The sequence below is a fragment of the uncultured Pseudoxanthomonas sp. genome (assembly GCF_947498795.1).
In the GTDB taxonomy this organism is placed as follows: domain Bacteria; phylum Pseudomonadota; class Gammaproteobacteria; order Xanthomonadales; family Xanthomonadaceae; genus Pseudoxanthomonas_A.
Genome location: NZ_CANMLQ010000002.1, coordinates 689,364 through 708,989 on the forward strand (window position 1 = coordinate 689,364; position 19,626 = coordinate 708,989).

Sequence of the window (19,626 nt, forward strand, 5' to 3'; positions counted from 1 at the left end):
TGCGCCGGCGATCACATCGTCTTGCACTGGCGCCAGCGCACCGGCTCGCTGCTTCCCGGCGGCGGATTGAGCTGCACGCGGGTCGCGCGCAGGGCCGGGTAGCGCTCGAGTTCCAGGCAGATCCACGGCCAGATGTCCTTCTCGCTGGCGACGCGATCGATGCTCAGCGTCAGCTTGGTCTGCCAGACGCCGCGCGTGATGCCGGGGGTCTTGGACAGCGCCTTGAGCACGTCGCGCATCTGCACCTCCAGTTCCTCCTCCGTCGGTTCCCGGAACGTGGCCTGCGGGGCGGTGACGGTGGGTGGCGGTGGCGTGCTCGGGCGGGCCGAAGACGCGGGCGGCGACGCAGCGGGCACGTCGTCCATCGACGCCGGATGTCCGCTGGACCAGGCGACCATCGCCAGCGCGCCCAGGGCGACCGCCCCCAGCCACGAGATGCCCGTATGGCGCTTGGCACGACCGCTCGCGTACTGATCGATCTGTTCGCGCAGCGCGGGTTCGATCAGGTGGCGTACCTGCGGCCACAGGCGGGGGCCGTCGAGCAGTTCGATATTCGTGCCCTGCGCCGCATCGCGGCCTTCCTTTTCCACCTTGCCTTCGGTGGCGAGGATGCCGCCCTGTGCGGCGCCCAGGCGAATGCTGGCTGCCAGTTCATGGACCGGCGCGGCGGCGATCCGATAGGCAGACCCATGCTTGCAGGACAGCAGCCAGCGCTCGTCGCCGCGCTGCAGCAGGAAGGTCGACTGGGGCTCGCGGGATTCCTGCGGTTCGGGCGAGGCCTCCACCAGTCCGCGGCCGGCCATCGCGGCCAGGACGAGCTTGGAGAATTCGCGCCAGCGCAATCCGGACAGCGCATGCAGGCCGTAGGTCATTTCATCGCGGGGGCGACGCACCAGCCAGAGATAGGCGGTCGCCGCGATGCCGCTCACCAGGGTGACGGCCAAGCCAAGGAGCCAAAGGGACATGCGTCGCGGATGCGTTGTTGTTATTAGGACCGCGATTCTACCGGGCCGGCCCGGCGCGTGTCTTTCGATGGCCGCTCGGCGTTGCGGAATGCAGGCAAAGAAAAGCCCGCCAGTCCGAAGCCGTAAGGGGAGGGGAGCAAACGAACTTCGATGGACTGGCGGGCGGAATGATTGTTACGCCATTCGATGGTGCTGCGCAACAAAATTTTGTTCAGAAAAGCCTTCAAAAACGCGCTGCAGCCTTATGGTGCAGCCTTCTTGCGCGGTGCACGTTTGGCGGGCGTTTTCTTCGCGGCGGGCGCCGCTTTTTTGACGCTGGCCTTGCGCGGGCGTGCCGCACGGGCCGGCTTCGCCGCAGGCGCGCCGCCGAGCTTGCGCAGCTCGGCATTCAACGCATCGACGCGGTCGATCAGCGCGGAGAGGTCTTCGCGGCTGGGGACCTCGAGTCGGCGCAGCGCGCGGTGCACGCGCTCTTCGAAAACCTTCTCCAGGCGATCCCACGTATCCGATGCGCGCTCGCGCGCCTGCCCGACCGTGGTCTCCACCGCATCCCGCATGGCCTGCGCCTTGCCGCCGGCCGCCTTGCGCGTGATGTGCTCCAGCGACAGGCCTTCCTTCACCAGCGTTTCGAACAGCTTGGTGCCCTCGGCCTGCGCGCGGCCGAACGCCCCGACGCCCGCCAGCCACACCTGCTGCGCCGATTCGCCCAGGCGCTTGGACATCTGCTCGGCCTGCGCCTGCAGGTCGTCGTTGCGGGAAGCGGAAGCGGTCTTCTTGCGTGCGGATTTCTTCAGCGTGGCCATGGCGTTCCGTCGTTCGTTGGAGAAAGGAGTGCGCGCCAGAATCGACGGCGCGTCTAGAGTTTTCACACCAGCCGGTGATGTATCCGTGATCGGCTCAGGAACTGCGCGTCGCGCGCCGGCGCGACACCAGCTGGTCGACATCGTCCAGGGCGCGGCGCAGGCGGGCCGTGGTCTCGGTCATGCGCGGGGTAACGTCGAGTCCGTCCAGGATCGAACGGTGGCGGTCGCTGACGATGTCCTCGTTGTAGCGGATGCCATGGGCGGCCAGCATCGGCTTGAGCACGGCGGAGCGCCTGCGCAGGTCGGCCAGCGTATTGCGGTAGGCCAGCTGGCACACGCGGTGGCGCGAGGAAAAGCTGAAAAGGTTGGTGAAGAACAGTTCGCTGTCGTCCGAGTTCGGTTCGAACACCAGCTGGTCGATGTCCGGGTAGCGATGCGGGTACTTCTCCATGCCGATCTGCATGCGCGACTGCAGCAGCGTGCGCAGCGTCTGCGACAGCACGGCGGGCAGGCCGCCGCTGGCGAGCCCGACCTGTTCGGCCTGGTCCGCCTGCGGTGCGGCCTGGTTGGCATCGAACGGCACCAGCGGGTTGATGCCGATCATCAGGTCGATGCCGCGGTCCAGCACGGTGCTGGCGTGCATCGTGCGGCGGAGGGCGCCGTCGAGGAAATGGCGGCCGCCGATCTCCACCGGCGGATACAGGCCGGGCAGGGCGGAGCTGGCCTGCACGGCGCGCGAGATCGGGATGTCGTCCCAGCCCTCTTCGCCGAACCGCACGGCCTCGCCGCTGTCCAGGTCGACCGCGACCACGAACAGGTCCGCGTCCAGGGTGCGGAAATCGTTGCTGCGGCCGCGGCGGCTGAAGATGTCGCGCAGGAAGCGTTCGACCTCCTCGTTGTCGAAGATGCCGGTCGGCACCAAGCCACCGAAGCGGAGGAACAGGTCCGACCAGCGGGTGGCGCGGCGCGGATTCCGCAGCAGGCGTTGCAGCCAGTCGGCATACAGGCCCGGCAGGCTCGCGGCGCGGCGCAGGTACTCGCCGACATTGGGGCGCAGGAAGGTTTCCGGGCGGAACTGGGCGTCGTCGCTGGTGCCGGTGATGAAGATGCGGCACATCTCGGCCGTACCCATGCGGTTGGCCAGCCCCGCCGCGAGGAAGGCGCCGGAACTGACGCCCACGTAGCAGTCCATCCGGGTCAGGTCCAGACCGTCCAGCGCTTCGTCCAGGGCGCGCAGCGCGCCGAGTTCGTACATGCCGCCGATGGGGCCGCCGCCGGCGATGGCCAGTCCGATCTTGCCGTTGTGGCCCCGTTGCCGCGCGCTGTGGATCGAAAGCATGTACTACCCGTGATGACGTTGCCGGCCGAGTGTAGCCGACCGGTCGCCGGCTTGCGGTGGTCGCGCTCGGTCGGGATCATGGCGCCATGGCCCGAGGAAATCCGTTGATCGAACGCGTCGGCAGGCGCCTGGCCTGGCACCAGGCGGCGCACGACCCGGCCCGCGAGCCGCGCAACCGGCTGCGCTGGCTCCCCGAAGTCCGGCGATGGCAGGCCGCCCGCCTGGAGGCCAGCTTCGCCCATTTCCTGAATGACCCGACACGACGGGCGGCGGCGATGTTTTTCCTGACCGATGTCTACGGCGACCATGATTTCAGTGGTCGCGATGCCAATGTCGCCAAGGTGATGCCGATGATGCAGCGCCTGTTGCCGGGCGCGGTGCTGGAGACGGTGGCGCACGGCATCGAACTGGGCGTGCTGACGCATGCGCTGGACATGCGCATGGCCGAGGCGCTGCATCGCTTGGCGCCCCAGCGCCGCAAGCTGGACGCGCGCCTGTACGGCGAGGCCTATCGCCAGGTCGGGTTGCCCCGCTTGCGCAGGCACCAGATCGATCTGATCGCCGAGGTAGGGGTCGGGCTCGCGCGCGCGGTGAAGACGCCGGGCGTGGCCACACTGCTCAAGCTGTCGCGCGGCCCGGCCAAGGCCACCGGCCTGGGCGAACTGCAGGGCTTCCTCGAGCGCGGTTTCGCCGCGTTTGCCGCGCTGGGCGATGGCAAGGCGTTCGTGCGCGACATCGAGCGGGCGGAACGGGCGGTGTCCCGGCGGCTCTTCTCGTCGGACCCGGACCCGTTCCGGGACTGAGCGTCAGTCGAACTTCTCGCTGAGTACCCGACGGATCTCGGCTTCGATCGGGCCTTTCATCGCCGACAGCAGAAAGCCCAGGTTCGCGGTGACCCGCAGCGTGTCGTCGAGCAGGGCGATCTTGCCGTCCACGCCCGACCGGCTGAAGTTGAGCGTGTCGCCGTCCCATCCGTAATCCATGTCGAAGCGCTCGGCGAGCTTCTTCGCGACGCCTTCGATGGCCTTGCGCGCCTGCGCCGGCGACTTGGAATGGGGATGCTTGATGTCGATGCTGGCCATGCGCGGCTCCTGTGACGTGGCGGTATTCTGCGGGCCGCCGCGTGAAGATGCCAAGCCGGTGCTGCCGGCCACGCGCCAACCTGCTAGGCTCCCGTCGCGTGCAGAACCTCCGACTTCATTTCAGCAACCGCCCTGCGCCTGACCGGCCACTCACCACCGGCGTGCACCGCATCGTGCGCGAGGCCGCCGGCACCATCGGAGTCGGCGATGCGCTGCAGGGTGCATTGCTCGCGCAGATATGCGTCGACCGGCGCGGGCTGTGGCTGCAGGTGGCCAACGGGATGCGCGGGGTCCACATCAACGGCCGGCCGGTGAAGCGCATGGCCGTACTCCGCCCGGGCGACGCGGTCTACGTGGAAGGCGTCGAGCTGCTGCTGCAGTCCGGCTACGCGCCGGCGTCCGATCTGCACACCAGCGACGCCGGTCAAGGCGATGTGCGCGTGGTGCTGCGCGGCCTGGGCGGTAAGTACCACGGCAGGAGCGTATCGCTCGAGCAGCCCCGGATCGTCGGACGCGCCCGCGATGCGCACATCCGCATCGACGACCCCGGTTTTGCCGAGCGGCACGCGCGGCTCGAGTTGCGGGGCGAGCGCGTGCTGCTGCGCGACCTGGGGTCTTCCGAGGGCACCCGGGTCAACGGAGTCGCGGTCCGGGATGCGCTGCTGTCGGCGGGTGACCAGATCGTGTTCGATGCGCAGCACCGTTTCGTGCTGGAAGTGCCGTGGGCGCCGACGGCCAGGGTCGACGAGCCCGCCCCGCTGGAAGACGCCGATCGCGACCACCCGGTGGCCGATGCGGACCGTCCGGCGGGCCCGTCCGCGCTTCGCTGGCCATGGTTGCTGCTTGCGGCGTTGCTGATGGCCGGCGCGCTCAGCGCGCTGCTGCTGTTCGGCGCCGGCTGACCGATTTCCACAGGCGCCAGCCCAGCAACACCGCCAGGATGCCGGCGTACAGCAGCGGCTCGCGGATGTCGGATTTCACCAGCCACCAGAAGTGCAGCACGGCCAGCACGCCGATGGCGTACACCAGCTTGTGCAGTTGGCCCCAGCGCCGGCCGAGCCGGCGCATCCAGCCCTGGGTCGAGGTGATCGCCAGCGGCACCAGCAACAGCCACGCGGTGAAGCCCACCGTGATGTAGGGACGCTTGGCGATCTCCTCGAAGATCTGCGTCCAGTATCCGCGCAGGTCCAGGCCCAGGTAGACCGCCAGGTGCAGCGTGGCGTAGAAGAAGGCGTAGAGCCCCAGCATGCGCCGGAAGCGCAGCAGCACCGGCTGCCCGGTCAACTGGCGAAGGGGCGTGACCGCCAGCGCCACCATCAGCAGGCGCAGCGCCCACAGGCCGGTGCGGTGCTCGATCTCCGCCACCGGATCCGCGCCCAGCGCATCGCTGCCGCGCTGCCATACGTCGTAGAACTGCCAACCCAGGATCGCCAGCGGCGTCAGCGCCAGCGCATGCACCACGCTCTTGGCCGCCACCAGGCCTGCGGACGCCTTACGCATCGTGTCGGCTCAGTACCATTTCTTCAGATCCATGCCGGCGTACAGGGACGCCACCTGATCGCCGTAACCATTGAACATGCGCGTGGGGATGCGTTCGGCGAACAGCTTGCTCTGCGTGCCGGCGATGCGACGCTCGGTCTTCTGGCTCCAGCGGGGATGGTCCACGTTCGGATTGACGTTGGAGAAGAACCCGTACTCCGACGGCTGCAGATCGTGCCATGCCGTCTCCGGCATGCGCTCGACGAACTTGATCTCGACGATCGACTTGATGCTCTTGAACCCGTACTTCCACGGCACCACCAGCCGCAACGGCGCGCCGTTCTGCTGCGGCAGCGGCTTGCCGTACAGGCCGGTGGCCAGCAGGGTGAGCGGGTGCATCGCCTCGTCGATGCGCAGGCCCTCGCGGTAGGGCCAATTGATGGAACGATAGCGGACCCCCGGCATCTGGGCGCGGTCGGCGAGGGTGGTGAAGGCCACGTACTTCGCCTTCGACGTGGGCGCGAACTTCTTCAGCACATCGGCCAGCGGCACGCCAAGCCACGGGATCACCATCGACCAGCCCTCCACGCAGCGCAGCCGGTAGATGCGCTCCTCGGGGGCCAGCCCCTTCACCAGGTCCTCCAGCGACAGCGTGCCGGGCTTTGCGCACTCGCCCCCCACCGCCACCGACCAGGGCGAGGTCTTGAGCGTCTTGCGCGCCGTGGACGGGTCGGCCTTGCCAGTACCGAACTCGTAGAAGTTGTTGTAGCTGGAGACGTCCTCGTAACGCGTCAGCGTTTCGGTGGTGCGGAAGCCGGAGCGCGCCTGTTCGGGCGTCACCACGACCTTCGGGGGGGCGGGAGGTTCGGCTTCCGCGCAGCCGGCCAGGGCAAGGGCCGGCGCGGCGGCAAAGGCCTGCAGCAGGCGGCGGCGATCCCGATAGATCGCTTCGTCGGTGACCTCGGACTCGCGGATCCGCAAGGCGTCGCGCAGGGACATGGACTTCTCCGGCAAGGGGATGGCGGTTGGACGGCAGTCGCCGCGGAAAATTCCCGCGCGGGCCGGTCACGTGCAGCCTATACGCACCCGGGTGATCGCGGGATGCACGGCGTACGGGATTCATGCCCGCGCGTCCGCTTCGTTGCCCCTGCAACTGATGCGCTGCGGCATACTACGGACCCTCCTGTTCAGGTGCCCCATGACGCGCGCGTTCAACTTCAGTGCCGGTCCCGCCACCCTGCCCGAATCGGTCCTGCGGCAGGCCCAGGCCGAGATGCTCGACTGGAACGGCATTGGCGCGTCCATCGTGGAGATCAGCCACCGCAGCCAGGACTTCATCGCCGTGGCGGCCGAGGCCGAAGCGGACCTGCGCCGATTGGTCGGCATCCCCGACGACTATGCGGTGCTGTTCCTGTCGGGTGGCGCCACGACCCACCAGGCCCTGCTGGCGCTGAATTTCGCTGCGCCCGGCCAGGTCGTCGACTATGTGGTGACCGGCCACTGGGGCAAGACCGCCATCAAGCAGGCCGCGCCGTACTGCACGGTCAACATCGCGGCCGACGGCGAGGCCGGTGGCTTCCACGACATCCCGCCGCGCGACACGTGGAGGCTCACACCGGGTGCCGCCTACGTGCACATCACCGCCAACGAGACGATCCACGGCGTCGAGTTTCGCGACACCCCGGACGTGGGCGAGGTGCCGTTGTTCGCCGATTTCAGTTCCTCGATCGCCTCGGAGCCGCTGGACGTGTCGAAGTACGGCGTGATCTATGCCGGCGCGCAGAAGAACCTTGGCCCGGTCGGCGTGGCGGTGGTGATCATCCGCAAGGACCTGTTCGAGCGCAGCGGCCAACCGCGCGCCGACATCTTCGACTACCGCTCGCATGCCGCGCGCGACTCCATGCTCAACACGCCGCCGACCTGGAACTGGTACCTCGCCGGCCTGGTGTTCAAGTGGATGCTGGCCGAAGGCGGCGTGGCCGAGTTCGCGCGGCGCAATGCGGTCAAATCATCGCTCGTCTACGACGCCATCGACGCGTCCGGCGGCTTCTACCGCAACGACGTTACGCCGGCGGTGCGTTCGCGGATGAACATCCCGTTCTTCCTGCCGGACGACACCCTCAACGCGCGCTTCGTGGCCGAATCCAAGGCGGCCGGCCTGCTGGCGCTGAAAGGCCACAAGGCGGTCGGTGGCATCCGCGCTTCGCTGTACAACGCGCTGCCGGTCGAAGGCGCGCAGGCGCTGGTCGATTTCATGCGCGATTTCCAGCAACGTAACGGATGAAGTCCCTGCATTGCCCGATGTGGGAGCGACGTCAGTCGCGATGAAGCTTCACCGATAACCTTTCGCGACTTACGTCGCTCCCACAGGGAAGCGACGGGAATACGGAAAACGACATGGCATCCAAACCCAGCAAGCCAAAGAAGATCGCCAAGCCCGCCGCGGGCAAGAAGACCGAGGCGACGCCCGCCCCGGCGCTGTCCGACGTACGCGCCAAGATCGATGGCATCGACCGCCAGATCCAGTCCCTGATCGCCGAACGTGCCGTCTTCGCTCACCAGGTCGGCAAGGCCAAGGGAAAGCTGGCCGCCGCGGTGGACTACTACCGCCCGGAGCGCGAAGCCCAGGTGCTGCGCATGGTGGTGGACCGCAACGAAGGCCCGCTCAGCGACGAAGTGCTGGTGCATGTCTTCCGCGAGATCATGTCCGCCTGCCTGGCGCAGCAGGAACCGCTGAAGATCGGGTACCTCGGCCCGGAGGGCACCTTCAGCCAGCAGGCGGTGCTCAAGCACTTCGGCCGCTCGGCGCATGGTCTTCCGCTGGCCAGCATCGAAGAGGTCTTCCAAGAAGTGGCCAGCGGCAACGCCGATTTCGGCGTCGTGCCGGTGGAGAACTCGGGCCAGGGCACCATCCAGATCACCCTGGACATGTTCCTGACCTCGGACCTGAAGATCTGCGGCGAAGTCGAGCTGCGCGTGCACCAGTTCCTGATGTCGCGCACCGGTCGCATCGACGACATCGAGCGCATCTACGCGCATCCGCAATCGTTCGCGCAGACCGCGGGCTGGCTGCGCGCCAACCTGCCGAAGGTGGAGAAGGTGCCGGTGTCGAGCAACGCCGAAGGCGCCCGACGCGCGCGTGGCAACGACGATGCCGCGGCCATCGGGGGCGAGAGCGCGGCGCACGTCTACGGCCTGAAGAAGGTCGTCATGAGCCCGATCCAGGACGACAAGGACAACACAACGCGCTTCCTGGTGATCGGCCGCAGCATCTTCCCGCCGTCGGGCCACGACCGCACCTCGGTACTGGTCTTCATCCACGACAAGCCCGGCGCGCTGTTCGACGTGCTCAGCCCGTTCGCCCGCCACGGCATCAGCATGAACCGGATCGAGTCGCGGCCCTCGCACCATGCCAAGTGGGAGTACGGCTTCTTCATCGATCTGGCCGGACACATCGACGACGAGGCGATGAAGCAGGCACTGGCGGAACTGAAACAGCATTCCGCGCAGATCAAGGTGCTGGGGTCGTACCCCGTCGCGGTGCCCTGATCCGTTGCCCGGGCCCGCGGATGGGCCGATGAACCGAGAGACCTGATGAGCAGCAAGCAAGACTGGATCGCCTCCACCGGCCGCGCGCTGCGCGGCACCCTGGACATCCCCGGCGACAAGTCGGTATCGCACCGCGCGGTGATGTTCGCCGCGCTGGCCGACGGCACGTCGACGATCGACGGCTTCCTCGAAGGCGAGGACACCCGCGCGACCGCCGCGATCTTTTCGCGCCTCGGTGTGCGGATGGAAACGCCCTCGCCATCGCGCCGTATCGTGCATGGCGTCGGCGTGGATGGCCTGAAGGCGGCCGATGGCGAGCTTGATTGCGGCAATGCCGGCACCGGCATGCGCCTGCTGGCCGGCCTGCTGGCCGCGCAACCGTTCGACAGTGTGCTCGTCGGCGACGAATCGCTGTCCAAGCGTCCCATGCGCCGCGTCACCGGCCCGCTATCCACGATGGGTGCGCGCATCGACACCGAGGAGGGCGGCCTGCCGCCGTTGCGCATCCATGGCGGACAAGCCCTTGCCGGCATCGACTACACGCTGGAAGTCGCCAGCGCGCAGGTGAAATCGGCCGTGCTGCTGGCTGGCCTGTACGCAGAAGGCGAGACCGTGGTGCGCGAGCCGCACCCCACGCGCGACTACACCGAGCGCATGCTGAAGGCGTTCGGCGTCGACATCGACTTCTCCCCCGGCTTCGCGCGCCTGCGCGGCGGGCAGCGCCTGAAGGCGACCGACATCGCCGTGCCGGCCGATTTCTCGTCCGCGGCGTTCTTCCTGGTCGCGGCCAGCATCATTCCCGGTTCGGAACTGCGCCTGCGCGCGGTCGGACTGAACCCGCGCCGCACCGGCCTGCTGCAGGCACTGCGGCTGATGGGCGCGGACATCACCGAAGAGAACGCCAGCGAACACGGCGGCGAGCCGGTGGCGGACCTGGTCGTCCGCCATGCGCCATTGCAGGGCATCGAGGTGCCGGAGGCGCTGGTGCCCGACATGATCGATGAGTTCCCGGCGCTGTTCGTCGCGGCCGCCGCGGCAGACGGTCCCACCGTCGTGCGCGGCGCGGCGGAATTGCGGGTGAAAGAGTCCGATCGTCTGGCCAGCATGGCCAACGGTTTGCGCACGCTCGGCCTGCGCGTGGACGAGACGCTCGACGGTGCGACGATCTTCCCGGGGCCGCTGCGGGGCGGCGTGGTCGATAGTCACGGCGATCACCGCATCGCGATGGCGTTCTCGATCGCCGGACAGGTCGCGACCGGTGAGGTGCGAATCGGAGATGTCGCCAACGTGGCGACCTCGTTCCCGAACTACAACGGCCTCGCGACGGGCACGGGATTCGCTTTGCGCAAGGCGTGACGCGTTGGGCTCTCCGTGGGAGCGACGTAAGTCGCGACCGCAGCCCTTGAGTTCATATGTGGTTCGCCATCCCGCTGTTCACGCCGCCGTTCCCTGCCGTGTTCCTGCTGCAGAAGGATCATGGTCGCGACTGACGTCGCTCCTGCAAGAAGCCAGATATAAAAAGGGGGACGCCTGCCCGCGTCCCCCTTCTGCTTCCTCGTCAGTTCTATGGAGCGCTACAGCGCTTAGATCGGCTTAAAGTCCACCGGCACCTTCACGCTGGTGGCGATGGCCTTGCCATTCCGCATGGCCGGTTCGAAGCGCCACTGCTTCACGGCGCTCAGCGCGGCACGATCGAGCTCACGCTCACCACTGCGCTCGACCACACGAACGTTCACCGGGTTGCCGTTGGCATCGACATCGGCCAGCACCACGACCGTCCCGCCGACGCCGGCACGCAACATCGAGGCCGGGTACTTAGGCTGGGCGTTACTGGCGAGCGGGCGTGCATCACGGCTGATCGCAGCGGCACGGGTCGCACGATCGGCGCGATCGTGATTGGCGCTGCCGGTTGCACGCTCATTGGCTGGTGTCGTGGTCACCGGCTGGTCGATCACCGGGCTCGGTGCGGTTGCGACAGGCGCTTCCGCCGGGGCGCGCGATTGGCTCCACCAGATCAGGCCACCCGCGGTGACGGCGAAAGCGAGCAGCATCAGCAGTACGGGGGATGCGTTGCGTCGCGGTTCCATCTGGGTCTCTTCCAGGGTGGGATCCGGCGCACGGTATTCGTTGTTGATGGACGTTGACATGTGAACCTCCGTTTCGCGTTGTGGGTTCCGCGTTGGAACGGTGCCGAGTCTTTGCTTGCGGATGTTTTCGACGCGTGATTCAGCGATGAAACGAGCGTGCCGAAGTTCAGCTAGCGGAATGACGGTTCAGCAATGCGTACGCATCGTAAAAGCGCATTCGCGCAGCGAATTGAAGTAGAGGCTCCCGTGCACACGACCATTCTGTTCGCCGCATCTCGCCAGTGCGTCGCATCCCATCACGCTGATGGGCACCGGCTCCATCGCGATCGAACCCGATGCTTGACGCAGTACGAACGCGTGGTCCTGGCGTGTCCACGTGCCCGACTGGATCGGTCCCGCGCAGACATCGCACTGCACCTGCATCGCGTAGCGACCGGAGTCCATCAGTCGCGCGGCATGGGAGTAGCCACGACCCTTCACCCAGGTCTGGCCGGGCTCGTCGCCCAACGGGTCTTCGACCGACGGGCTGCGCGTGGACCAAGGCCATGAGCCCGCGAAGAGGACGATCAGCGGGATTGCCGCCCAGGCAGCGATGCGTTTCAGCGATCGCGCCTGGCCAATGCGGTCACCGCATCTTGAAATCGATCGGCACCGTCACCGCGCCCGGCACCGGCTGGCCGTCGCGCTGCGCCGGCTGGAAGCGCCATTGCCGTACCGCAGCGAGTGCGGCGCGGTCGAGATCGCGGGAACCGCTGCGTTCGGCGATCTCGACGGAGGTCGGTACGCCGTCCGCCCCCACTTCGACGCGCACCATCACCGTGCCCTGGTCTCCGGCACGGATGGCCGAGGCGGGGTAGTCCGGGGCGGGTGTCTGGCCGGGAATCGGAACCGGCACGTCGCCAGGGGCCAGCGGCACCGTGGTCGTCGGTGCCGCCGCGTCGGCCGGCGTGGCGGGCAGTGGCGCTTCCACGACGGGCGAGGGCATCGGCGCTTCTTCCACCAGTTGCGGGCGCTCTTCGGCCGCGGGGCGGGGCGCGGGTTCGTCCATGCCGCTCGCGCCGGCGCCGGTGGAGAGGGGCTCGGGCAGCGCTTCGATCGGCAGCGACTTGCCGGGCAGTGCGGGGTCGGGCGTATAGAAGCCGTCGTCGCGGCCGGCCCACCAGACGATCAGGAACAGCAGCAGGCCGACGCCGAAGGCGATCGCCGCATTGCGCAGGGCGGTGCGGGGCAGGCGGAAGGTGAAGTGCGGATCGTGCGGTTGCTGGGCCGACATGGGAGTCACCGGAAAAGTCGCGCCGATTCTTGCACAGCCGCGGTTAACCGCGCGGGCAGGCGGTCGCAGATGGGCGATAATGCCGGCTTCCCACGCCAGACTGTAGTGTCCATGCTCGATCCCGTCCTGCTCCGCACCCAGCCCGCCGAACTCGCCCAGCGCCTCAAGGAGAGCCGCGGCTTCGACCTGGACGTGTCCCGCATCGCCGACCTGGAAGCCTCGCGCAAGCAGATCCAGAAGCGCACCGAGGAACTGCAGAACCTGCGCAACACCCGCTCCAAGGCCATCGGCCAGGCCAAGGCCAAGGGCGAGGACGTGGCCGCGCTGATGGCGGAAGTGGCCGGATTCGGCGACGAGTTGAAGGCCTCGGAAGTGAAGCTGGACGAGATCCGCGCCGAGATCGAAGCCATCGCCCTCGGTATCCCGAACCTGCCGCACGCCAGCGTGCCGGTCGGCAGCGATGAGGCCGGCAACGTCGAACAACACCGCTGGGGCACCCCGCGCGCGTTCGATTTCCCGGTCAAGGACCATGTCGAACTCGGCGCCCGTCACGGCTGGCTCGACGCCGACACCGCCGCCAAGCTGTCCGGCGCGCGCTTCACCGTGCTGCGCGGCCAGCTGGCGCGCCTGCACCGCGCGCTCGCGCAGTTCATGCTCGACCTGCACACCAACGAGCACGGGTACGAAGAGACCAGCGTGCCGGTGATCGTCAACGCCGACTCCATGCGGGGTACCGGCCAGTTGCCGAAGTTCGAGGAAGACCTGTTCTCCACCGAGCTGGGCGAGCACAAGCGCTACCTGATCCCGACCTCGGAAGTGCCGCTGACCAACATCGTCCGCGACGAGATCCTCGACGACGCCCGCCTGCCGCTGCGCATGACCGCGCATTCGATGTGCTTCCGCTCCGAAGCCGGCAGTGGTGGCCGCGACGTGCGCGGCATGATCCGCCAGCACCAGTTCGAGAAGGTGGAGCTGGTCTCCATCGCGCGCCCGTCGGAGAGCTACGACGAGCAGGAGCGCATGACCCGCGCCGCCGAAACCGTGCTGGAGAAACTGGGCCTTCCGTACCGCCGCATGCTGCTGTGCACGGGCGACATGGGTTTCGGCGCCACCAAGACGTTCGACCTGGAAGTCTGGCTGCCGTCGCAGAACACCTACCGCGAGATTTCCTCGTGCTCCAACTGCGAGGACTTCCAGGCGCGTCGCATGCAGGCGCGCTGGCGCAACCCGGCCACCGGCAAACCCGAGCCCGTGCACACGCTCAACGGTTCCGGCACCGCCGTGGGCCGTGCGCTGATCGCGGTAATGGAGAACTACCAGAACGCCGACGGGTCGATCACCGTGCCCGAGGTGCTGCGCCCGTACATGGGTGGGGCAGAGCAGATCGCCTGAGTTGTTCCGTCCCCAAGCCGGGAGCACGCGCGAGTCCTTCTCCCCGCGAGCGGGGAGAAGGTGCCCGAAGGGCGGATGAGGGGCAGCTCTTCGCGCAATGCTTTCCGCGTCCGGATGCGCTCGTGCGTTGACCGCAGGCTGCGCAGCTCCACCATCCCGTCTCCGCTCGCCCGTCACCCGCCCTCCAGGCACCCTCTCCCCGCTGCGCAGGGCGAGGGAATCCATCCGGCAACTCGCCAAGCTACGTAGCCCGGGTAAGCGCAGCGCACGCGGGGCCTCGTGACATGTCGGTCCCCGTATCCCCGTGTCCCCGTATCCCCGGATGCGGCCGCTGGCCTTATCCGGGCTACGTCGTTGTTCTCCCCGCTTCGCAGGGAGAGGGGAGCGTCATGCCTTCTTGGGGCACCCCTTCGTCGCCTTCGCCACCTTGGCGCGCACGGCCGCGCGGCCCAGGTCGCGCAGCGCATCCTTGCCTACCCAGCGTCGCGCCGCGTCGTCGGATGCCGCCAACTGGGTCGCCACTGCGATCGCTTCCGCATGCAGGGTGGCGTTGCGGTGGCCGATGGCGCGTAGCGCCCAGCTCACGCCCTTGCTGACGAAGTTGCGCGCATCGCCCGCAGCGGCGTCCACGTGGGTCAGCCCGGCGAGGAAGGGCGCATCGGGCGTCTGGCGGTCATGCACCGCCAAGCCGGCCAGCAGCGCGAACGCCGCGCGTTTCTCGAACTCGCCGCGCTTGCGCGCCCATGCATCGATCCGCCCCCAGGCATGCGGGCTGCGATCGAACAGGTGCAGGCACAACGTGTCGCAGACCGCCCAGTTGTCGAACTGGCGGCACCAGCGGTCCATCTGGGTCGTGGTGAGTTGCGCAGGGTCGGCGATGAAGGCCACCAGCAGGCGTGCTTCGTAGATGCCGCTCTCCCAGAGCGGCTGCGCCAGCGCAGGCTGGCGCCCGATGCGTTTGCCCAGCGCCTGGATCTCGCGCATGGGCACGCCGAGAGCGTGGGTGTCGGGGATGCCGTACCGCGCCAGACTGGCGCGATGCTCGGCGCTGGCGGCGGCCCTCAGCAGGGCGAGGGCGCGCGGGGTGTCGATCGGTTCCGGGGCAGGGGTCCGGGCGGGCATCGGCAGGTCGGCAGGTCGGCAGGACGGGTGCCGGCAGCATACCGGTCCCGTCCCGCGACCTGTGGTGGCTCAGGCGGCCTGGCGCAGCGGCGCCGGAATGCTCGCCAGCGCCGCTTCAATGGCCTGCGCCTTGTGTTCGGGCGAATAAGCCACGCGCTCGGCGCGGATGAACTCCACGTCGGTAATGCCCAAGAACTTGAACACCTGCGTCAGGTAGGGCGCCACGAAGTCGATCGCGGTGCCGGCGTACTCGCCACCACTGGCCTCGGCCACGATCACCTTCTTGCCACCGGCCAGGCCAATGGGGCCGTTCTCGGTGTATTTGAAGGTGCGGCCGGCCACGGCCACGCGGTCGATCCAGGCCTTCAGCGTGGACGGCACACCGAAGTTGTAGCGCGGCACGCCCAGTACGATGACGTCGGCGTCCAGGAACTGCTTCAGGGTCGCTTCGCCGGCTTGTGCGGCGGCGGCATCGCCCCCACCCAGTACGGCGTTGGTCAGGTGGGGCAGCGGGTCGGCGTCGAGGTCGCGATAGGTGACCTCCAGGTCGGGCAGGGTGTCCTGCCAACGGGCTACGATGGCGGCGGTCAGTTGCCGGCTGACCGAGTTCGCGGCCAGGGCGCTGCTGTCGATGTGCAATAGTTTCATGGTGGTTCTCCGGTCAGGACGCGGCAGGTGCCGCCTTGGGAACCACTGTAGGTCGTTGCATTATTGGGATAAACGTGGTCTAACGTCACTGATTGTTCTAAAGGCGGAACTATAGTCATGCAGCACGACCTCAACGACCTCTACTACTTCGCCATGGTGGTGGACCACGGTGGCTTCGCCGCCGCCGAGCGGGCGCTGGGCATTCCCAAGTCCCGCCTCAGTCGGCGCATCAGCCAGCTGGAAGCCGATCTCGGCGTGCGCCTGCTGCAGCGCTCGACGCGCCGTTTCGCGGTGACCGACGTCGGCACCAGCGTGCATCGCCATGCACAGACCATGCTGGCCGAAGCGCAGGCGGCGCGCGAAGTCGTCGATCGCCTCAGTGCCGAACCGCGCGGCGTGGTGCGCGTCAGCGTGCCGGTGGCGGTGGCGCAGATGCAGTTGCCGAAAATCCTGCCGGCCTTCCTCGACAAGTACCCGAAGGTGCGGCTGCAGCTGCACGTCAACAACCGCCGTGTCGACATCATCAACGAGGGCTACGACGTGGCCCTGCGCGTGCGCGCGAAGCTCGACGACGACGGCAGCCTGGTGATGCGCAGCTTCGGCCAGATCCAGGAACTGCTGGTCGCCAGCCCGAAGTACCTCAACCGCGCCGGCCGCCCGAAGGTGCCGGAAGATCTGGCGGAGCACGTCACGCTGAGCATCAGCGAAGACGAGGCGCGCCAGCGCTGGGAGCTGCACGGGCCGGATGGCGAGGTACGCCGCATCGAGTTGAATCCGCGCCTGGCCGGCTTCGACTTCCCGCTGCTGCAGTCGATGGCGAAGGACGGCTACGGCATCACCCTGCTGCCGGAGACGGTGTGCGCGGAAGCGGTGCGCAAGGGCGAGCTGGAGGTGGTGCTGCCGGAATGGAGCCTGCCGCAGGGCATCTGCCACGCGGTGTTCGCTTCGCGCCGGGGCATGTTGCCGGCGGTGCGGGTGTTCATCGATTTCCTGGCCGAGCACCTGCCGCAGCAGATCGAGTCGTCGCGGCTGGATTGCGGCGGCGCCTGCGCGGAGGCGAAGGAGAAGGCCATCGCCATGGCGATCGACAACACCAAGGCCGGCAAGGTGAAGAAGGCCTCGTAAGCCACGGCTGCGGGGTTCGTGCGAAAATGCGCACCGGCCTGCAATGGGCCGTGCGCGCCGCCAGGGTAGGGCGGCGATGCACCGCGACGGGATCGCGGGCAGTTTCAGAAAACGGAGAGATGGCCGAGCGGTTTAAGGCAGCAGTCTTGAAAACTGCCGTAGGTGCAAGCCTACCGTGGGTTCGAATCCCACTCTCTCCGCCACCTCGGCAAGCGCTGTACCTTCCTGTCGGCAAGGAGCATTCGTATGCGCGGCGTCGAAGTGACCGGAATCGGCCTAGCGATCCTTGGGGTGGCGATCGTCCTGATCATCGCGTCCTTCCCGCTGCGCGCCTGGATGCTCCACAAGCTCCAGGACGACGTCTCCGTAAGGGATCTGTTCGACGGCAGGTCCATGATCGGCTCCGACTTCCTCGCGTTTGGCTTCATCAGGAAGTGGCGGACACTCTCGATCGCAGCCCGAGTCCCCGTGCTGGCATTTGTCGTCGCTCAGCTATCGGGCATGATTTTAATGCTGCTGGTCTGGCTTCGTACGCTTCTCTAGGCCTCTAAAGGGAGGAGATTCCATGCGTCGTTTCCTCATGCTTGCGTTGCTCCTGCACGGCGCCGCCTGGGCCGCCGAACCGCCGGCGCGCGTGATCGTCATCGGCACCTACCACTTCAGCAATCCGGGGCAGGACAAGGCAAATGTGGACGCGGTGGACGTCACGGTGCCCCGGCGGCAAGCGGAACTGCAAGCGGTGACCGATGCGTTCGCGGCCTTCCAGCCGACGTTCGTCGGCGTCGAGTGGCCAGCCGATGCCGCGCGCGAGCAATACGCGCGCCATCTCGCCGGCACGCTGCCGCCGTCCAGCAACGAAGTCGTGCAGCTCGGATTCCGGCTGGCAAAACAAGTGGGGCTTACGCAGGTCCACGGGCTGGACGTGCCGGGCGATTTTCCCTTCGAGCCGTTGGGCGCCTGGGCGCAGGCGAACGGGAGGGCGGGCGATCTGGATGCGCTGATGGCCCAGGCCCAGGGCATCACCGCGCGCATCACCGCGTTGCAGGCCACGCACAGCATCGGCGGCGTGCTGCGCGACATGAATACGCCGCAGGCCCTCGATGAGGCCGCCCGCTTCTACGCCGAGTTCCTCCGCTACGGCAGCGGCGAACAACAGCCCGGCGTCGAGCTCAATGCCGCTTGGGCGAAGCGCAATTTCGCCATCTGCGCGCGCCTGCTGCAGGCGTTGAAACCGGGTGATCGCGCCGTGGTGTTCTACGGGCAGGGACACGTGCCGCAATTGGCCGCCTGCCTGCGGTCGGCGCCGGGTGTTGAGCTGGAAGAAGCGGAAGCATTCCTGCCGACCTCGTGAAGGGAAGAAATGCGGGTGGGGGCTTGAGTTGCGTGGCCCGCGGAACGCCAGCGGCCGCACCCTGGACCGCGGTGCCGAATGACCTCTGATACATCTCCCCGGGTGCGCTTCGCTTACCGGGGCGACGGTCTACGACCTTTAGCCATTCCATTTCTAGACCATGTGCCAAGCGCGCCCGCTAGACTGCGGCATCACCTGACCGGATGCCCGCTCCGCATGAAGCTCACCCCCACGCCCATCACCGCCGTCATTGCGGGCCTCTTCGCCGGCATCGTGATGCCGCTGGTCTGGCCGCGACTGGGAGACGAAACCTTGAACTGGGTATTCGCCTTCCTGCTGGTCATCGCGCTGCCGATGCACGTGCTGGTGGTCGGGTTCAACCAGCCGCGCGAAGCGGGGCAAGGCGGATTGAACAGCGCGTTGATCAAGCGTGTGGCGATCTGGCTGGCATCGGCCGTGGCGGCCGTGGCGCTGATGCGGATCCTGTCGCTGTAGCGAGGAGCGTCCAGGCCTATACTCGGCCTACCCAACGGAGAGGGAAATCCCATGCGCAAGACCGCCATCTTCCTTGCCCTCATGTTCGCCGCCGGCATGGCGTTCGCCGATACCTACGCCTTCGGCAACCGCGTGGTCAGCAGCGGCGACAGCATCGGTCGGCTTGTCGAGATCGCCGGCAAGCCCGATCTGGTCACTCCGCTGGAAAACCAGTACGGCGCCCGCGAAGGCGAGAACTGGACCTACTTCCGCGACGGCAAGACCATCGTCTTCACCATCAACACCAGCGGCAAGATCCTGCGGATCACCGAATCCCGCTGATCGGGACACCGGGGTCGTCCATGAAGCGGATCGCACGGCCTTTCTTCATGCTGGTCTGCGCGTCGATGCTGTCCGGCTGCATCGGGACATCCAGCAAGGTCGCTCGTGCCAACACGGCGACGCCGGGTTCCACCCTCTGGTACACCATCGACAATCCCGGTGGTATGACGCCGGTGGCCTTCTAGGCGGTCATGCCGACGAGATTGCGGACTTCGCGCTGGCGGGCGGGGGCCCTGCGTCACGGGGAGCCGCGCCAGTCGACGCAACGCCACAGCCTGGCGAGATGAAATGGCAATCGAAAACGCGTTGAGCTTCCGCCTCGGAATGACGATCTCCCGCCGCAAGCCCGCGTCTTGCCACGCTCTCCCTGCATTGTTCCGCCTGCAAGACCCTCGATGAGGGAGTAGCGGGACTTTTCTGGTCCCGCTTGAGCCGTAATGAGAGAAGAGAGCGCCTTTCAGGTCCTCGCAACACCCTTAGTGAGAGAAGAGAGAGCCTTTCAGGTCCTCGCGAGACCGTTAGTGAGAGAAGAGAGAGCCTTTCAGGTCCTCGCGAGACCGTTAGTGAGAGAAGAGAGAGCCTTTCAGGTCCTCGC

Annotated in this window: 23 protein-coding genes and 1 tRNA gene; 13 read left to right on the top strand and 11 right to left on the bottom strand. The window is 67.5% G+C overall.

From position 1 onward, the window contains the following. Positions 1 to 11: 11 nt before the first annotated feature. From Q0907_RS09365 to Q0907_RS09375, 3 genes are all read right to left on the bottom strand, one after another. Complete coding sequence (locus Q0907_RS09365) at positions 12 to 965, bottom strand: restriction endonuclease (protein WP_299343770.1); 954 nt, start codon at positions 963 to 965, stop codon at positions 12 to 14. 242 nt (positions 966 to 1,207) lie between these two features. Beyond that, positions 1,208 to 1,768: a phasin family protein gene (locus tag Q0907_RS09370; RefSeq protein ID WP_299343772.1), complete on the bottom strand. Its 561-nt coding sequence runs from the start codon at positions 1,766 to 1,768 to the stop codon at positions 1,208 to 1,210. A 94-nt stretch (positions 1,769 to 1,862) separates the two neighbouring features. Further along, positions 1,863 to 3,107 (bottom strand): patatin-like phospholipase family protein, encoded by a 1,245-nt coding sequence (locus tag Q0907_RS09375; protein WP_299343775.1) that lies wholly within the window; start codon positions 3,105 to 3,107, stop codon positions 1,863 to 1,865. An 86-nt stretch (positions 3,108 to 3,193) separates the two neighbouring features. Here Q0907_RS09375 and Q0907_RS09380 point away from each other — a divergent pair, with 86 nt between their 5' ends. Beyond that, positions 3,194 to 3,910 (top strand): hypothetical protein, encoded by a 717-nt coding sequence (locus tag Q0907_RS09380; RefSeq protein ID WP_296282983.1) that lies wholly within the window; start codon positions 3,194 to 3,196, stop codon positions 3,908 to 3,910. Between the two features lie 3 nt (positions 3,911 to 3,913). Here the strand turns inward: Q0907_RS09380 and Q0907_RS09385 are convergent, their stop codons facing one another. Next, positions 3,914 to 4,189, bottom strand: coding sequence for a polyhydroxyalkanoic acid system family protein (locus Q0907_RS09385; protein WP_296282985.1), 276 nt, complete (start codon positions 4,187 to 4,189; stop codon positions 3,914 to 3,916). Between the two features lie 98 nt (positions 4,190 to 4,287). Between Q0907_RS09385 and Q0907_RS09390 the strand changes: the two genes are divergently transcribed. Next, the gene (locus tag Q0907_RS09390; protein ID WP_296282986.1) at positions 4,288 to 5,091 is read left to right on the top strand and encodes an FHA domain-containing protein; all 804 of its coding nucleotides are present in this window, start codon (positions 4,288 to 4,290) and stop codon (positions 5,089 to 5,091) included. Here Q0907_RS09390 and msrQ read toward each other — a convergent pair. Both msrQ and msrP read right to left on the bottom strand, forming a co-directional pair. Continuing rightward, entirely contained in the window at positions 5,060 to 5,689 is a 630-nt protein-coding gene (msrQ, locus tag Q0907_RS09395; protein ID WP_296282988.1) for a protein-methionine-sulfoxide reductase heme-binding subunit MsrQ, read from the bottom strand. The genes Q0907_RS09390 and msrQ overlap by 32 nt on opposite strands. A gap of 9 nt (positions 5,690 to 5,698) precedes the next feature. Continuing rightward, positions 5,699 to 6,667: a protein-methionine-sulfoxide reductase catalytic subunit MsrP gene (gene msrP, locus Q0907_RS09400; RefSeq protein WP_299343778.1), complete on the bottom strand. Its 969-nt coding sequence runs from the start codon at positions 6,665 to 6,667 to the stop codon at positions 5,699 to 5,701. A gap of 199 nt (positions 6,668 to 6,866) precedes the next feature. On the opposite strand from msrP, the gene serC reads away from it, so the two are divergent. The 3 genes from serC (at position 6,867) to aroA (ending at position 10,573) form a co-directional block, all read left to right on the top strand. Further along, positions 6,867 to 7,952, top strand: coding sequence for a phosphoserine transaminase (gene serC, locus Q0907_RS09405; protein ID WP_299343780.1), 1,086 nt, complete (start codon positions 6,867 to 6,869; stop codon positions 7,950 to 7,952). A 113-nt stretch (positions 7,953 to 8,065) separates the two neighbouring features. After that, positions 8,066 to 9,217 carry a prephenate dehydratase gene (gene pheA / locus Q0907_RS09410; RefSeq protein WP_296282991.1) on the top strand — a complete coding sequence of 384 codons (1,152 nt, stop codon included), beginning with the start codon at positions 8,066 to 8,068 and terminating at the stop codon, positions 9,215 to 9,217. 45 nt (positions 9,218 to 9,262) lie between these two features. Then, positions 9,263 to 10,573, top strand: coding sequence for a 3-phosphoshikimate 1-carboxyvinyltransferase (gene aroA / locus Q0907_RS09415; RefSeq protein WP_299343783.1), 1,311 nt, complete (start codon positions 9,263 to 9,265; stop codon positions 10,571 to 10,573). Between the two features lie 227 nt (positions 10,574 to 10,800). On the opposite strand, the gene Q0907_RS09420 is transcribed toward aroA, so the two are convergent. From Q0907_RS09420 to Q0907_RS09430, 3 genes are all read right to left on the bottom strand, one after another. Then, a complete protein-coding gene (locus tag Q0907_RS09420; RefSeq protein WP_299343786.1) occupies positions 10,801 to 11,364 on the bottom strand; it encodes an energy transducer TonB in 564 nt (187 codons plus the stop codon). A gap of 126 nt (positions 11,365 to 11,490) precedes the next feature. Beyond that, on the bottom strand, positions 11,491 to 11,811 hold the full coding sequence (locus Q0907_RS09425) for a hypothetical protein (RefSeq protein WP_299343790.1): 321 nt from the start codon (positions 11,809 to 11,811) through the stop codon (positions 11,491 to 11,493). Between the two features lie 118 nt (positions 11,812 to 11,929). Continuing rightward, complete coding sequence (locus Q0907_RS09430; RefSeq protein WP_299343793.1) at positions 11,930 to 12,577, bottom strand: energy transducer TonB; 648 nt, start codon at positions 12,575 to 12,577, stop codon at positions 11,930 to 11,932. Positions 12,578 to 12,688: 111 nt separating this feature from the next. Here Q0907_RS09430 and serS point away from each other — a divergent pair, with 111 nt between their 5' ends. After that, on the top strand, positions 12,689 to 13,969 hold the full coding sequence (serS, locus tag Q0907_RS09435; RefSeq protein WP_299343796.1) for a serine--tRNA ligase: 1,281 nt from the start codon (positions 12,689 to 12,691) through the stop codon (positions 13,967 to 13,969). Positions 13,970 to 14,356: 387 nt separating this feature from the next. Here serS and Q0907_RS09440 read toward each other — a convergent pair whose 3' ends face one another. After that, complete coding sequence (locus Q0907_RS09440; RefSeq protein WP_299343799.1) at positions 14,357 to 15,091, bottom strand: DNA alkylation repair protein; 735 nt, start codon at positions 15,089 to 15,091, stop codon at positions 14,357 to 14,359. 69 nt (positions 15,092 to 15,160) lie between these two features. Then, positions 15,161 to 15,739, bottom strand: coding sequence for an NAD(P)H-dependent oxidoreductase (locus tag Q0907_RS09445; RefSeq protein ID WP_299343801.1), 579 nt, complete (start codon positions 15,737 to 15,739; stop codon positions 15,161 to 15,163). 117 nt (positions 15,740 to 15,856) lie between these two features. Between Q0907_RS09445 and Q0907_RS09450 the strand changes: the two genes are divergently transcribed. The 7 genes from Q0907_RS09450 to Q0907_RS09480 all read left to right on the top strand — a co-directional run bounded on the left by Q0907_RS09450 (position 15,857) and on the right by Q0907_RS09480 (position 19,216). After that, the gene (locus Q0907_RS09450) at positions 15,857 to 16,864 is read left to right on the top strand and encodes a LysR family transcriptional regulator (protein ID WP_296283004.1); all 1,008 of its coding nucleotides are present in this window, start codon (positions 15,857 to 15,859) and stop codon (positions 16,862 to 16,864) included. Positions 16,865 to 16,977: 113 nt separating this feature from the next. Beyond that, positions 16,978 to 17,067, top strand: a tRNA-Ser gene (locus Q0907_RS09455). 43 nt (positions 17,068 to 17,110) lie between these two features. Continuing rightward, the gene (locus Q0907_RS09460; protein ID WP_296283007.1) at positions 17,111 to 17,407 is read left to right on the top strand and encodes a hypothetical protein; all 297 of its coding nucleotides are present in this window, start codon (positions 17,111 to 17,113) and stop codon (positions 17,405 to 17,407) included. Between the two features lie 22 nt (positions 17,408 to 17,429). Continuing rightward, complete coding sequence (locus Q0907_RS09465) at positions 17,430 to 18,215, top strand: DUF5694 domain-containing protein (RefSeq protein WP_299343803.1); 786 nt, start codon at positions 17,430 to 17,432, stop codon at positions 18,213 to 18,215. A 216-nt stretch (positions 18,216 to 18,431) separates the two neighbouring features. Beyond that, complete coding sequence (locus tag Q0907_RS09470) at positions 18,432 to 18,710, top strand: hypothetical protein (RefSeq protein ID WP_299343806.1); 279 nt, start codon at positions 18,432 to 18,434, stop codon at positions 18,708 to 18,710. Between the two features lie 51 nt (positions 18,711 to 18,761). Next, on the top strand, positions 18,762 to 19,031 hold the full coding sequence (locus Q0907_RS09475) for a hypothetical protein (protein ID WP_296283012.1): 270 nt from the start codon (positions 18,762 to 18,764) through the stop codon (positions 19,029 to 19,031). Positions 19,032 to 19,051: 20 nt separating this feature from the next. Further along, positions 19,052 to 19,216: a hypothetical protein gene (locus Q0907_RS09480; protein ID WP_299343809.1), complete on the top strand. Its 165-nt coding sequence runs from the start codon at positions 19,052 to 19,054 to the stop codon at positions 19,214 to 19,216. The last annotated feature ends 410 nt before the right edge of the window (positions 19,217 to 19,626 follow it).

What these genes read in the sequence shown, in the direction of transcription:
- Q0907_RS09365 (WP_299343770.1), bottom strand. Translation starts at nt 965, where the DNA reads ATGTCCCTTTGGCTCCTTGGCTTGGCCGTCACCCTGGTGAGCGGCATC.
- Q0907_RS09370 (WP_299343772.1), bottom strand. Translation starts at nt 1,768, where the DNA reads ATGGCCACGCTGAAGAAATCCGCACGCAAGAAGACCGCTTCCGCTTCC.
- Q0907_RS09375 (WP_299343775.1), bottom strand. Translation starts at nt 3,107, where the DNA reads ATGCTTTCGATCCACAGCGCGCGGCAACGGGGCCACAACGGCAAGATC.
- Q0907_RS09380 (WP_296282983.1), top strand. Translation starts at nt 3,194, where the DNA reads ATGGCCCGAGGAAATCCGTTGATCGAACGCGTCGGCAGGCGCCTGGCC.
- Q0907_RS09385 (WP_296282985.1), bottom strand. Translation starts at nt 4,189, where the DNA reads ATGGCCAGCATCGACATCAAGCATCCCCATTCCAAGTCGCCGGCGCAG.
- msrQ (WP_296282988.1), bottom strand. Translation starts at nt 5,689, where the DNA reads ATGCGTAAGGCGTCCGCAGGCCTGGTGGCGGCCAAGAGCGTGGTGCAT.
- msrP (WP_299343778.1), bottom strand. Translation starts at nt 6,667, where the DNA reads ATGTCCCTGCGCGACGCCTTGCGGATCCGCGAGTCCGAGGTCACCGAC.
- serC (WP_299343780.1), top strand. Translation starts at nt 6,867, where the DNA reads ATGACGCGCGCGTTCAACTTCAGTGCCGGTCCCGCCACCCTGCCCGAA.
- pheA (WP_296282991.1), top strand. Translation starts at nt 8,066, where the DNA reads ATGGCATCCAAACCCAGCAAGCCAAAGAAGATCGCCAAGCCCGCCGCG.
- aroA (WP_299343783.1), top strand. Translation starts at nt 9,263, where the DNA reads ATGAGCAGCAAGCAAGACTGGATCGCCTCCACCGGCCGCGCGCTGCGC.
- Q0907_RS09420 (WP_299343786.1), bottom strand. Translation starts at nt 11,364, where the DNA reads ATGTCAACGTCCATCAACAACGAATACCGTGCGCCGGATCCCACCCTG.
- Q0907_RS09430 (WP_299343793.1), bottom strand. Translation starts at nt 12,577, where the DNA reads ATGTCGGCCCAGCAACCGCACGATCCGCACTTCACCTTCCGCCTGCCC.
- serS (WP_299343796.1), top strand. Translation starts at nt 12,689, where the DNA reads ATGCTCGATCCCGTCCTGCTCCGCACCCAGCCCGCCGAACTCGCCCAG.
- Q0907_RS09440 (WP_299343799.1), bottom strand. Translation starts at nt 15,091, where the DNA reads ATGCCCGCCCGGACCCCTGCCCCGGAACCGATCGACACCCCGCGCGCC.
- Q0907_RS09445 (WP_299343801.1), bottom strand. Translation starts at nt 15,739, where the DNA reads ATGAAACTATTGCACATCGACAGCAGCGCCCTGGCCGCGAACTCGGTC.
- Q0907_RS09450 (WP_296283004.1), top strand. Translation starts at nt 15,857, where the DNA reads ATGCAGCACGACCTCAACGACCTCTACTACTTCGCCATGGTGGTGGAC.
- Q0907_RS09460 (WP_296283007.1), top strand. Translation starts at nt 17,111, where the DNA reads ATGCGCGGCGTCGAAGTGACCGGAATCGGCCTAGCGATCCTTGGGGTG.
- Q0907_RS09465 (WP_299343803.1), top strand. Translation starts at nt 17,430, where the DNA reads ATGCGTCGTTTCCTCATGCTTGCGTTGCTCCTGCACGGCGCCGCCTGG.
- Q0907_RS09470 (WP_299343806.1), top strand. Translation starts at nt 18,432, where the DNA reads ATGAAGCTCACCCCCACGCCCATCACCGCCGTCATTGCGGGCCTCTTC.
- Q0907_RS09475 (WP_296283012.1), top strand. Translation starts at nt 18,762, where the DNA reads ATGCGCAAGACCGCCATCTTCCTTGCCCTCATGTTCGCCGCCGGCATG.
- Q0907_RS09480 (WP_299343809.1), top strand. Translation starts at nt 19,052, where the DNA reads ATGAAGCGGATCGCACGGCCTTTCTTCATGCTGGTCTGCGCGTCGATG.